The following is a 13,273-nucleotide window of genomic DNA, read 5'->3' on the forward strand; positions in this document are numbered from 1 at the left end:
CCTAGCGGCGATTCATCAGTTTAGGAGGTTTGTACGCTACAATGTCGTCCGCTTGAACCCATGCAGGGGATCCGTGCTTCAAACTTTTTTGAGCGCGGGCCGCATAGCGGCGGGCCGCTTCGTAGTCGCCCCGCACCATCAGGCCCTTTGCGGTGGCCAGATCCGCCTCGGCCCGTTCGCCCTGGCGGCCATGGGCAATGGCAAGCTGGCTGTAGGCCACACCGGAATTCTTGTCCAGGTGAATGGCGCGTTTCAAAACCCGCTCGGCCTCCGGCAGATAGGACGGGGTGTTGGCCCCCACCAGCGCATAGCCCAGCCAGACCAGGAATTGCGGCTCTTCCGGCTTGAAGGACAGGGCCTTGCGGAAGGGGGCGATGGCGCCCTTCGGGTCCCCGCCTTCGATCAGGGCCTGGCCCTTCAACTCATAATAATATGGGTTGTTGGGCTGGGAGCGGATCAGGGCATCGATTTCCTTGACCGCCCCCTTGCCCCGGCTTTTCATGGCGGCAATGGCCCGGGCATATTGGGCTGGCGGGCTTTTGTCGCTGCGCGGATAGGCGCGCAAGGTCGCTGAGGGATGGCTGGTGAAGGCAAACAGCTTCGCGCGCGCCATGTCATGCCGGTATTGCAGCACGTAATCTTCCGGTGCGTTGAAATATTTCGATTTCTGTGCAGCGTTCAAAAGACTGGTGTAGCGGTCCTGGGCCATCGGGTGGCTCTGGGCATAAGGATCTGCGAACTTCTTCGAGAACATCTGCTGTTCCGACATGCGCTTGAAGGTCTTCAGCATGCCGCGCGCGCTCTGGCCGGTGGCGTCGAGATATTTCAGGGCGGCCCGGTCGGCGGAGGCTTCCTCGCCGCGCTGATAGGCCAGCAGAGACCTCTGGCCGAGAGACCCGGCCCCGACAGCCGCTGCCGCTCCGCCCGAGGCTGCCTGGCCGGAGCCGGACGCCGCCCCTGCAGCGGCAGCGCCCGCCCCCAGGATGGTGCCGAGCACGGCAATGATCTGGGCATTGGCAGCGGCCGAGCGCAGCCGCACCAGATGGCGGCCTGCAATATGCCCGGTTTCATGGGCAATCACGCCGATCACTTCGCTCGGCGCTTCGGCTTCCATGATCACGCCGATATTGATGAACATGCGCCGGGAATCCGGCACGAACGCGTTGAACCTCTTGTCATTGACCAGGATGATCTGCGGCTCGGAATGGGCAATGCCCGCCGCCTTGAAGATCGGCTTTGCGTAATCTCTCATGAGAGATTCGATTTCCGCATCCCGGATCAGGGGAAGTCTGCCGCGTTGCGCTGCGACCGGAGCCGTGAAGGCGGGCAGGGCGATGGCGGCTGCGCACAGTACGGAAAGCGCAGCGCGCGCGCGCATCAACTGCAATTTGGGAAAACGGATGACGGGCACGAGACGCGGCAAGCTTGAATTCCTGACCTTTTGGACACCGATCACGAAAAATGAGTGTCTGCGAAATTATGAAGCTGTGACCAGGCGGTCAAGAATAGCTGCATGACAAATTTGAAAGATGACGCAGCGGCGATAGCTGTGTGACTGGGCCTGCCTCGTGTGTCCCTGTTGCACCGGGGCCGAAAATCCGCGATAGGGTCGCCTGACCTGTTATCCCTAACGTATGTGATAGTGGCCGGCCGGACGGGTCTTTCCCAACTGTGATCGGCATTTTGCTGCAAGCGCGGAAGTTTCATGACTGAAAATCTGTTCAAACCCTCAAGAAGAAGTGATGTGGCGCCGTTCATTGCCATGGATGTGCTTGCTGAGGCGGCCCGGCTGGAGGCTGAGGGCCGGTCCATCATTCACATGGAGGTGGGGCAACCCTGCGCGCCCGCGCCCAAAGCGGCGCTTGCGGCCGCGCAAACGGCTTTGACCCACGGGCGGCTTGGATACACGGAGGCCATGGGCATCCGGCCGTTGCGCACGGCCTTGGCCGATCTCTATCAGCGGGACTACGGGGTCAGCGTTTCCCCTGACCAGATCATGGTAACCACCGGGTCGTCGGCCGGGTTCAATCTGGCCTTTCTGGCCGCCTTTGACCCCGGCGACCGGATCGTTCTGACCGCGCCGGGCTATCCCGCTTACCGCAACATTCTCAAAGCCCTTGGTCTTGTCCCGGTGGAGGTCGAGGTTGGCGAAGACACACGCTGGTGCCTGACACCGGAGCATTTGCGGATGGCGCAGCAGGAGGGGCCGGTCAAAGGCGTTCTGGTTGCCAGTCCCGCCAATCCGACCGGCACGATGATGAGCGCGCAGGCGCTCAGTGATCTGATCCGGTTCTGTGAGGCTGAGACCATCCTGTTCCTCTCGGACGAGATCTATCACGGCCTGCACTATGCCGGTGAGCAGAAGACTGCTCTGGAGACGAGCCGCAATGTGATCGTCATCAACAGCTTCTCAAAATATTACTGCATGACCGGCTGGCGGATCGGCTGGATGGTGCTGCCCGAACATCTGGTCCGTCCTGCGGAGCGGCTCGCCCAGAGCCTTTATATTTCCGCGCCTGAAGTCTCCCAGATTGCAGCAACCGCCGCGCTTGGCGCGCAGGAAGAGCTGGAAACGGTCAAAGCAGGCTATGCGGCCAGCAGGGCCCTGCTGCTTGAGGGGTTGCCCAAGGCCGGTCTGGACCGGCTGCTGCCGGTGGATGGCGCGTTTTACATCTATGCCGATATCAGCCGGCACAGCCGGGACAGTCTGGCCTTTGCCAGGCAGATGCTGGAGGGAGCCGGGATCGCTGCTACACCGGGGGTCGATTTTGATCCGGTGCACGGATCTGACTTCATCCGCTTTTCTTTTGCTGGCGCACAAGCGGACATGAAAACGGCACTCTCCCGGCTTGGAGAATTTCTTGCCTGACGGTTTGGAGCGCGGGCTTTGGGCAGAAAGGCTGGCGGGAAAACCCAGCGTGATTGAAGACTTAAAAAAAAGGCGGCCTGTGGCCGCCTTTTGTGTGATTGATTGATCTGAGCAAGCGTCTCAGAAGAAGGACCGGCCGCGTTGCCACCAGCCGACGCGCTTTTCCTTGCCATCCTTGTCATCGCCCGAGGTTTCACTCGTCACGACAGGTTCGGCCGGAGCGCTCGGGGTGACCGCAGCCTCACCTTCTTCCGTAGCGGTTTCTGTCGGAACCGGCTGTTCAGATGTCGGGGTGTCAACCACGATGTCTTCCTGGGGCTCTTCAGTCGCCTCAACGGTGTCCGGTGCGTGTTCAGCGGAGGGCTCAACAGCGGTGCTGTCCGCAACGTCTTCCTGAGCCACAGCGTCCTGAGTATCCGCATCGCCGCTGTCTGCCGCGGCCTCTGTGTCTGCTTCAGGCGCCGCGCTCACCAATTCTGCAGCGGTGTCCCCGGTGTCTTCAGCGTCCGCTTCCTGCGCAGAGCTTTCTTCGCTTGCGTCCTCGGAGGAAACAGCTCCTGCTTCTGCGCCCTCTGCTGCCTCATCGGCTTGCAGCTCGCTGCCATCCCCGTTCCGGCGTCCGCGGCGGCCGCCCCGGCGCCCGCGGCGGCGCTTGCGGCGCGGCTCATCACTACCATCGTCTTCAGAGGCCTGACGGTCTTCGGAAGACCCTTCGTCGCCATCTGCACTGTTGCCCTCGGAGGCAGCCTGTGCGCCATCCTCGGTCTCCGAACCGGTGTCCAGTGCCCCGTCAGCACCGCCCCTGCGGCGCTTGCGGCGGCGTCTGCGGCGGCGGTCACCGCCATCCTCGTCCCTGGCCTCGTCCTGGGCTTCGTCTTCGATCACCGGCTGTTCGGTGTCTTCATCGATGATCTCGATGGTGTCCGGCTGGACGATGGGTGAAGGCACCGGAATGCGGTCCCGGTCGACCGGGGCGCCCCGCTCCAGCACATAGAGCTGGCCGTTGACCATTTCATCCGCGCTGACTTCGATCTCAACGGCAAAGCGGGTCTCCAGATCAAACAGATTGGAGCGCTTGTGGTTGAGAATATAAAGCGCGACCTGGGTGGTCGTGCGGATGATCAGATTGTGGCTCGCGCCTTTCAGAAGATTGTCTTCGATGGAGCGCAGCACATGCAGGGCAACGGATTCCACGGAACGGATCATGCCGGTGCCCTGGCAATGCGGGCAGGGGGTCGTGGAGCTTTCCAGAACCCCTGTGCGGATGCGCTGGCGCGACATTTCCAGCAGGCCGAAATGGGAGATCCGGCCAACCTGAATACGGGCCCGGTCGTTCTTCAGACAGTCCTTCAGCTTGCGCTCGACGGCCCGGTTGTTCTTCGACTCTTCCATGTCGATAAAGTCGATGACGACCAGACCAGCCAGATCGCGCAGGCGCAGCTGGCGGGTGACCTCTTCGGCCGCCTCCAGGTTCGTCTGAAGCGCGGTGTCTTCGATATTGTGCTCGCGGGTTGATTTGCCCGAGTTCACATCAATGGAAACCAGCGCTTCCGTCTGGTTGATGACGATATAACCGCCGGATTTCAGCGTGACTTGCGGCGAGAACATCGCATCCAGCTGCGGTTCGACCCCGTAGCGGATGAACAGCGGCGAGGGATCCCGGTAAGGCTGCACATTCTTGGCATGGCTCGGCATGAGCATGCGCATGAAGTCTTTGGCCTCGCGGTAGCCTTCATCGCCGGAGACAAGAACCTCGTTGATGTCCTTATTGTAGAGATCGCGAATGGATCTCTTTACCAGACTGCCTTCCTCATAAACGAGGCTGGGGGCGCTGGACTTCAGCGTGAGCTCGCGCACATTTTCCCAAAGCCGCATAAGATACTCGAAATCACGCTTGACTTCGGCTTTTGTGCGGCTGGCTCCTGCAGTGCGCAGGATCACGCCCATGCCCTCCGGCACATCCAGTTCGGAGGCGATCTTTTTCAGGCGCTTGCGGTCGGTCGGCTGGGTGATCTTGCGGGAAATGCCACCGCCCCGGGCGGTGTTCGGCATCAGCACGGAATAGCGCCCGGCCAGAGACAGATACGTGGTCAGAGCCGCGCCCTTGTTGCCGCGTTCTTCCTTGACGACCTGGACAAGAATGATCTGGCGGCGTTTGATGACTTCCTGGATTTTGTAATGCTTGCGCGGCGGAACAACGCGTTCCGGCACCTCTTCCATGGCGTCTTCGGCGCCAACGGATTCAACGCTGTCCTCGTCATTGTCCGCATCTTCCTCGTCATCAGAGGATCTGCTGCGGCGCCGACGGCGGCTGCGGGCCCGGGAAGGACGCTCGTCCTCTTCATCCGATACGTCGTTTTCAGCTTCGTCCGCTTCGCCGCCGGTATCGTCGTCTTCTTCATCGTCAGAAGAGATGTCGTCATCTTCGGAGATTTCAGACGGCGCGTCGTCGTCCTGATCCTCAGGCTGGGAACCATCAGCTTCAGTTTCGTCAACAGGGGCTTTGGCCGCCAGCTCGCCGGTTTCGGCAGCGCCGTCTTGTGCATCTGCGTCAGAGCCGGTTGCAGTCTCGGCGGCCTGATCCGAATCAGCCTCGTCCTCTTCAACCTTGTCACTGGCGACAGTCTCAGCCGAATCGTTGCGGGCGGCACGTGATCTGCGGCGGCGCTTCGGCTTTTCCTCCGCTTCGTCGTCCTTCTGGCGTTCGGCGGCTTCGGCGGCCAGAAGCGCTTCCCGGTCGGCGACGGGGATCTGATAATAGTCCGGATGGATTTCGCTGAAGGCGAGGAAGCCGTGGCGGTTGCCGCCATATTCCACGAAGGCGGCCTGAAGAGAAGGTTCGACCCGGGTTACTTTCGCCAGATAGATGTTACCGCGCAGCTGCTTCCGGTTCGCAGCCTCAAAGTCAAATTCTTCAACCCGATTGCCACGTACGACGACGACCCGGGTCTCTTCCGGGTGGCCCGCGTCGATCAGCATTTTGTTTGCCATTCTTGAAAGTCTCCACGGCAGCGTTGCTTGGCGCGTGTCGTAAACGCGCACCGCCCGAAAGGAGAGGAGCTGCCGTATTTGTTTTGCTATGTTTGAAAAGGGCGTCTGCGCCCGGCGCGGTCGTGTGATCAACACAAGCGGCCGCTTGAGCGGAGCCTTGCTGGTTGTTGATCACTATTTGCATCGCGCGGGTCCTTCGGGGCAACGCAGGCCCTTGAGTTAAGTCGTTGTACAATTCCGGGGTCACAGGGAGGGGCTCGCCGCTGCATCTGCTTCCGGTCCGGACCGGTTCGCCTTTGCCTTCCGCCTGAGCGCCCCGTGGATAACTCTGTTTTTTAACAGACCGGCCGAAACGGGGCGGTGCGGTTCCAAAGAAGGTCCGATACAGTCTCCGGACGCATTCTGGCGCTCTTGATAAAGGAGGATAGAACGGCCTCTGTCCCATCGCTCAAGCGCCCGGGAATGCCATGACGCTGTGGATAGTCTCCTGACTTCGTCACCCGGGAAGGTATCGGTCTTGAACCGAAATCCGTAAGGTACTTTTACGATCCGCAGATCCGCTTTGCAAGCAATGTGAAACGTATAAGACATTTTCCTCAGGTCCAAGATGTCTTAGGACAGGCAGTCAGGGGCGTAAAACCTGCAAAATGCGGGTGCAGCAACCGGTGAGATTGTGAAGAAAGACGGGACAAAACCTCAGGCCGGATGCCTGATCGATTCAAAAGACCTCCTCAGGGCCGTCTTCGCTGCCCTGGTCCTTGGCCTTTGTTTTGCTTTTTCTGCTGTCTCTGCCGGAGCGGCCGGTAAAAGTGGTGACACACCGGAAGTGATCGGCGTCCGGGTCGCTGGGGACGAGGACAGGACGCGATTCGTTTTGGATATGGACCGGCAGATCACACCGGTTGTCTCAGGCCTCACCGATCCCGAGCGGTTGATCCTGGATCTTCCGGAAGTCACGTTTTCTCTGCCCGAAGGTGCGGTCAAGCCGGGGCGGGGACTGGTCCAGGACTGGCGCTACGGGCTGTTTGCGGCCGGAAAGTCGCGAATAGTCATGGACCTGACCGGACCGGTGCGGGTCGACAAGACGTTCTTTCTGCCGCCGGTGGACGACCAGCCCGCCCGGTTTGTGATGGATCTGGTGAAAGCGTCGCCTGATGAATTCAAAACCTTTGTGCAGAAATCGCGCAAATTGGCAACTGGCGGAAAGGCGGCCAAGGCCAAGAGTTCCAAATCTGACCGGTTGACCGCCTCGCGCCACAACACCAAGCCTGTGATCGTGCTGGATCCCGGCCATGGAGGCATCGACAATGGTGCAACCGGGGTCGGCGGCACATTGGAAAAAGCGGTGGTTCTTGAATTTTCCAAGCTGTTGCGGGCCAAGCTGGAGGAAACGGGCCTTTATGAAGTGCATCTGACGCGGGACGACGATACGTTCATTCCACTTGGGCGGCGGGTTGAGATCGGACACGAGCTTGCAGCGGATCTGTTCATCTCCATTCACGCCGATTCGGTGCGCCGGGGGCAGAAATTTGCGCGCGGCTCGACCGTCTACACCTTGTCGGACAAGGCATCGGACCAGTTGTCCGCCGAACTGGCCGAACGGGAAAACATGTCGGATGTTATCGCCGGTGTGGATCTGGCTGAGGAGCCGACCGATGTGACTGACATCCTGCTGGATCTGGCGCGCCGGGAAACGCGCACCTTTTCAAGCTATTTTGCCAAGACCCTGGTGGACGAGCTGAAAAGCGCGGTCCGATTGATCAACAACCCGCACCGGTCCGCAGGGTTCCGTGTCCTGAAAGCGCCGGATGTGCCCTCGGTTCTGGTGGAATTGGGCTATCTGTCCAACGAATATGATGAAAAGCTGCTGGTAACGGATGAATGGCAGGAGCGCATGGCCAAGGCCATGACCGAGGCAATTTACGGTTTTTTCCGGCCTAGACTGGCGCGTCAGGGGCTGGCGCCGTCCCAGTAGCAGGGACGGAAACAACACCAGAGTTGAAGATCCTGACTGGAAATTGCCTCAGCATCGCCATATTGGTGCACGAGGTAGCTGACAGGATATTGGGATAAACGGTGCCGGAGGGTGCCGTCTTAAGCTTTCCGTGTTAGAAACCGGAAACGGCAAGGACGGGAAAAGACGAGCCCGCAGCATGAAATTTTTGGTGAAGTTCTTCGGCTATCTCTTCGGGATTGGTGCGGCCCTTGGTCTGCTGGTGGCAGCAGGCCTGTGGATGTACCTGATGCATCTCGATCAGGACCTGCCTGACTATACGGCTCTCAAAAACTACGAGCCGCCCGTAATGACGCGCGTGCATGCGTCCGACGGCAGCCTGATGGCAGAATATGCCACGGAACGGCGCATGTTCCTGCCGATTCAGGCCATTCCGGACCGGGTGAAACAGGCCTTTGTTGCCGCCGAGGACAAGAACTTCTACACCCATATCGGCGTTGATCCTGAAGGTATCGCCCGTGCGGCGGTCCGCTTTATCCAGAATTACGGGTCCGGCCGCCGTCCGGAAGGGGCGTCCACGATCACGCAGCAGGTCGCCAAGAACTTCCTTCTGACCAATGACCTGTCGATTGTGCGCAAGATCAAGGAAGCGATTCTCGCGCTCCGGATTGAGCAGGCCTATACGAAAGACGAGATTCTCGAACTTTATGTCAACGAGATCTATCTTGGCCTTGGTGCGCATGGCATTGCTGCGGCCGCGCTGATCTATTTCGACAAATCCGTGAACGAGTTGACCCTTGAAGAGGCGGCCTATCTGGCAGCCTTGCCGAAGGCGCCGAACAACTATCATCCGTTCCGGCACAAGAAACGGGCAGTTGCCCGGCGCAACTACGTGATCGACCGCATGGTGGCCGATGGCTATGTCACGCCCGAAGAGGGCGCGGAAGCCAAAGCCAAGCCGCTTGTGGTCAAACCGCGCAAATCCGGCACACGCCTGTTCGCTGCCGAGTATTTTACTGAGGAAGTGCGCCGCGAAGTCGCGTCCATTTATGGGGACAAGCGTCTTTATGAAGGTGGTCTGTCCGTCCGTTCGACCCTTGATCCTAAAATGCAGAAGATCGCGCGCAAGGCGCTGATGGATGGTCTGATCAAATTCGACCATCAGCGCGGCAGCTGGAACGGGCCGATTGACCGGATTTCGCTTGGCGCCGACTGGGGCGTGGACCTTGCCAAGATCGAAGCGCTCAGCGATCTGCCCGAGTGGCATCTGGCGGTCGTGCTGGAAAGCGGCACCGACGAGGCAACGGTTGGCATTCAGCCGAAAAAACTCGTCAGCGGCAAACTGTCTGACGAGCGCACCACGGGCAAACTTTCTCTCGACACCATGAAATGGGCGCGGGTTGACAGGCGCACTCCGAAGGCGGTGTCGGATGTGCTGGCCCCTGGCGATGTGGTTTATGTGCAGGAAAGCCCGGTGGTGCCCGGCACCTATGAACTGCGTCAGATTCCGAAAGTGTCCGGTGCGCTGGTGGCCATGGACCCCTATACGGGCCGTGTTCTGGCCATGGTCGGTGGTTTCAGCTTTGCGCAGAGCGAATTCAACCGGGCGACGCAGGCCTACCGCCAGCCGGGATCTTCCTTCAAGCCGTTCCTCTATGCGGCCGCGCTTGACAATGGCTACACCCCGTCATCGGTGATCATGGATGCGCCCCTGGAAATCAGCCAGGGACCGGGTCTGGGCACGTGGCGGCCGCAAAACTATGGCGGCAAGTTCTATGGCCCGTCGACCCTGCGCACCGGTATCGAGCTGTCACGGAACGTTATGACCGTGCGTCTGGCGCAGGATATGGGCATGCCGCTGGTCGCCGAATATGCCAAGCGCTTCGGCATTTATGATAACATGCTGCCGGTGCTCTCCATGTCGCTGGGGGCAGGGGAAACGACCGTTCTGCGCATGACAACGGCCTATGCGACCATCGCCAATGGGGGCAAGAAGGTCCGCCCGACCCTGATCGACCGTATTCAGGACCGCTATGGCCGCACCATTTACAAACATGACAGCCGGATCTGTGATGGCTGCACCCAGGATGTCTGGGAAGGCCAGGACGAGCCGACTCTGATCGACAACCGCGAACAGGTGCTTGATCCGATGACCGCCTATCAGATCACCTCCATGATGGAAGGGGTGGTTCAGCGGGGCACGGCAACCTCAGTGCGCGCGGTCGGCCGGCCAGTCGCTGGCAAGACCGGCACCACCAATGACGAGAAGGATGCCTGGTTCATGGGCTTCACGCCCGATCTCGCCGTTGGGGTTTTTGTCGGCTATGACACGCCCAAACCCATGGGGCGCGGGGCAACCGGCGGTCAGGTGGCTGCGCCGATCTTCACAGAATTCGTCAAGGAAGCCCTGGCCGGCAAGCCGCCGGTGGAATTCCGCGTGCCACGCGGGTTGCAGCTGATTGCCATCAACCGCAGAACGGGGCTCCGGGCCGCGCCGGGCTCCCCCGGGGCCATTCTGGAGGCCTTCAAACCCGGTATGGCGCCCAATGACAGCTATGCGGTGATCGACTTTCAGGACTCCATGGGAGTGTCGCATGTTGTGTCCCCGGAAGCCCAGGAAGCGGTGACAGACGGTACCGGCGGGCTTTACTGAGCCCCCTTATTAGCCCCTTGGACCCGGCCCCTCGGGCCGCCAAGGGCCTGAGGTTGCCGGGCAGGCTATTTACCTGGTTTACACCGCCAACCGGCCCGGCTAAATTCCCGCTCCAATTTACGGCCCGGTGCTTCTTGAGGAAGCCGGGCCGCTTCACTTGAAACAAGCGAGGTATCCGATGCGCGCCGAGATGGAAGCCATCGTCGATGAAATCAAGCAGGCCATAAGCCTGCTGAGGAGGCATCTTTGACTGGGATCAGGCTTTGGTCCGTTTGGACGAACTGAACGCGCTTTCCGAAGATCCCGAACTTTGGAACGATCCCTCCAAGGCCCAGAAGCTGATGCGCGAGCGCCAGCAGCTCGATGACGGCATTTCCGGCGTCAAGGAATTGGAACAGGATCTTGCGGATAATATAGAGCTGATCGAACTGGGCGAGATGGAAGATGATGCCTCGGTGATCGGCGAGGCGGAAGAGGCGCTGCGCGGCCTGAAGGACAAGGTCAACACGTTGCAGCTCAATTCGCTTCTGTCCGGGGAAGCAGATGGCAACGACACCTATCTGGAAATCAATTCCGGGGCTGGTGGTACGGAAAGCCAGGACTGGGCGTCCATGTTGCTGCGCATGTACCGCCGTTGGGCCGAACAGCATGGCTTTAAGGTCGAGTTGCTGGAATATAATGACGGCGAAGAAGCAGGCATCAAGTCGGCGACCCTCCTGATCAAGGGCGAAAATGCCTATGGCTGGCTGAAAACCGAATCCGGCGTGCACCGCCTTGTGCGCATTTCGCCTTATGACAGCAACGCCCGGCGGCATACGAGTTTCTCAAGCGCCTGGGTCTATCCGGTGATCGATGATTCCATCGAGATCGATGTCAATGAAAGCGACTGCCGGATCGATACCTACCGGGCCTCCGGCGCCGGTGGGCAGCACGTCAACACGACCGATTCTGCCGTCCGCATCACGCACCAGCCGACGGGTATTGTTGTTCAGTGCCAGTCCGAACGTTCTCAGCACAAGAACCGTGCAACCGCCTGGGGCATGCTGAAGGCACGGCTCTATGAGGCCGAGCTGAAAAAGCGGGAAGAGGCAGCCAACGCTGAAGCCGCGTCCAAGACCGATATTGGCTGGGGCCACCAGATCCGCTCCTACGTGTTGCAGCCCTATCAGCTTGTGAAGGATCTGCGCACGGGGGTGGAAAGCACGTCTCCGGGCGATGTTCTGGATGGGGATCTCGACAAGTTCATGGAAGCAGCCTTGGCTCAGCGGGTCTTTGGCGGCGATGAGGTTGAGGTAAGTGATATCGATTGATAATGATTTTATTTCATGGGCTTCTATGGACTTCTGAAATCAATTTATCAAAAAAGAGAGCGGGGCCGGACGGCCCCGTTTTCACAAAGACATCTCGGACAGTTTCTCGCCTGCTTTCAGGAAATTCGCCGGATCAACCGGCTTTTCGCCGCGGCGGATTTCATAGTGAAGATGCGGGCCGGTGGAACGGCCGGTTGAGCCGACATTGCCAATCAGGTCCCCGGCCAGAACATGGTCGCCTTCCTTCACCTGAAATTTGCTCAGGTGGGCATAGCGGGTGATGAAGCCGTTGGCATGACGGATCTCGATCAAACGGCCATAGCCTCCGTGCCAGCGGGCACTTTTGACGGTGCCGGGTGCCGTCGCATAGATGCGGGCGCCATAAGGAGCCTTGAAATCGATCCCCGTGTGCATGGCCAGACGTTTAAGGAACGGATCTACCCTTGGGCCGAACGTGCTGGAAACGGAACTGTTGCGTACAGGGCGTTTGACCGGCAGCCGGAGGGCCGTGAATTTTACCCTGCGAAATGTCTTCAGGGCTTTGTCGGCGCGCTCCAGGCGATTGGGAAAGGTATTCGGGGTTATTGGGGCAAAGGGCCCGCCAATGGCGCTGTCTTTGCGCAACGCCGCGTTCACAGCTGGGCTTATGCTGGCTGTGACGGCCAGAATGTCTTCAATACGGGTTTCCGTGGCAAGGGCAATGGCGTCGACAGCGGCGGTGCTTTCCGCGTCCATCTCGGAAATATTGACCTTCAGGGCGTCAAGCGCAGCCTGTTTTTCAGAGTTTTTTTTTGAGCCCTTTCCAGTTGCCGTCGTCTTGGCTGAGGAACTGCCTGATGTCTGCTGTAAAATGGCAAGTGGATCAGGGGTGCCCGAAGAGCTTTCCCTGAGACCCAGAGCCTTTACCGGCTCAGCTATCAGCTCGCTTTCCCCGCCAATGGCCGAACTGTCGTCCCGGGCGGCGGTCGTGAGTCCGCGCGCATCCAGGGACGGCTTGGGAGGCGGCAAGGGGTTGCCGGAACTCAGGTAAATGCCCGCATGCTCGGCGCGGGCCACCAGATCTGCCACGATTGCGTGGCGCTGGTTCAGATCCTGTTGCCGCCGCAGCACATCCATGACCTGGATCTCGACCGTTTCCCGGTCGACCATCTGGCGGCTGGTCAATTTTTCGATCTCGGTTCTTAGCCGGTCGATATGATCCTGATACTCATGAACCAGCTCCGTGCGCTGTGCCGAGGCATCGGCCATCACGTCAGACCGGACGAGGGAATACCCGATCGACCCTGTCACGGCCAGAGTGGCGCTCACACAGGCCAGGGCCCCGCAAATCAGATGCACCGGACGCAGATGATAGGTGGTCCGGGCCGGAGACGGTTTTTCTGCCGCTGGTCTGCCCGCTTGATAAGGTTGCGTCTGTTTCTGCCGCTGGATCATCTTCACTCAGTCACTGGCTGCATTCTGCAAAAAGAACTGAGGATGATTAGAGTTTGGTAAGG

General features: G+C 59.8%; 7 protein-coding genes. 4 read left to right on the top strand and 3 right to left on the bottom strand.

Annotated elements, in window-relative coordinates:
• Window position 1: 1 nt before the first annotated feature.
• The gene (locus tag ACXAH0_RS03175) at window positions 2–1,423 is read right to left on the bottom strand and encodes a M48 family metalloprotease (protein ID WP_475177812.1); all 1,422 of its coding nucleotides are present in this window, start codon (window positions 1,421–1,423) and stop codon (window positions 2–4) included.
• Window positions 1,424–1,705: 282 nt separating this feature from the next.
• On the opposite strand from ACXAH0_RS03175, the gene ACXAH0_RS03180 reads away from it, so the two are divergent.
• Window positions 1,706–2,869 carry a pyridoxal phosphate-dependent aminotransferase gene (locus ACXAH0_RS03180; protein ID WP_475189057.1) on the top strand — a complete coding sequence of 388 codons (1,164 nt, stop codon included), beginning with the start codon at window positions 1,706–1,708 and terminating at the stop codon, window positions 2,867–2,869.
• A gap of 120 nt (window positions 2,870–2,989) precedes the next feature.
• Here the strand turns inward: ACXAH0_RS03180 and ACXAH0_RS03185 are convergent, their stop codons facing one another.
• Entirely contained in the window at window positions 2,990–5,860 is a 2,871-nt protein-coding gene (locus ACXAH0_RS03185) for an Rne/Rng family ribonuclease (protein WP_475189061.1), read from the bottom strand.
• A 673-nt stretch (window positions 5,861–6,533) separates the two neighbouring features.
• On the opposite strand from ACXAH0_RS03185, the gene ACXAH0_RS03190 reads away from it, so the two are divergent.
• From ACXAH0_RS03190 to prfB, 3 genes are all read left to right on the top strand, one after another.
• Window positions 6,534–7,835 (top strand): N-acetylmuramoyl-L-alanine amidase, encoded by a 1,302-nt coding sequence (locus ACXAH0_RS03190; RefSeq protein WP_475177802.1) that lies wholly within the window; start codon window positions 6,534–6,536, stop codon window positions 7,833–7,835.
• Between the two features lie 187 nt (window positions 7,836–8,022).
• Window positions 8,023–10,467 carry a penicillin-binding protein 1A gene (locus ACXAH0_RS03195; RefSeq protein ID WP_475189206.1) on the top strand — a complete coding sequence of 815 codons (2,445 nt, stop codon included), beginning with the start codon at window positions 8,023–8,025 and terminating at the stop codon, window positions 10,465–10,467.
• Between the two features lie 178 nt (window positions 10,468–10,645).
• A protein-coding gene (prfB, locus tag ACXAH0_RS03200) for a peptide chain release factor 2 (RefSeq protein ID WP_475178300.1) occupies window positions 10,646–11,777 on the top strand; the annotation gives its coding sequence in 2 pieces (ribosomal slippage) (window positions 10,646–10,714 and window positions 10,716–11,777; 1,131 coding nt in all).
• An 81-nt stretch (window positions 11,778–11,858) separates the two neighbouring features.
• On the opposite strand, the gene ACXAH0_RS03205 is transcribed toward prfB, so the two are convergent.
• The gene (locus ACXAH0_RS03205) at window positions 11,859–13,211 is read right to left on the bottom strand and encodes a M23 family metallopeptidase (RefSeq protein ID WP_475189064.1); all 1,353 of its coding nucleotides are present in this window, start codon (window positions 13,209–13,211) and stop codon (window positions 11,859–11,861) included.
• Window positions 13,212–13,273: the final 62 nt, after the last annotated feature.

The sequence above is a fragment of the Roseibium sp. AWQ4_290 genome (assembly GCF_056160985.1).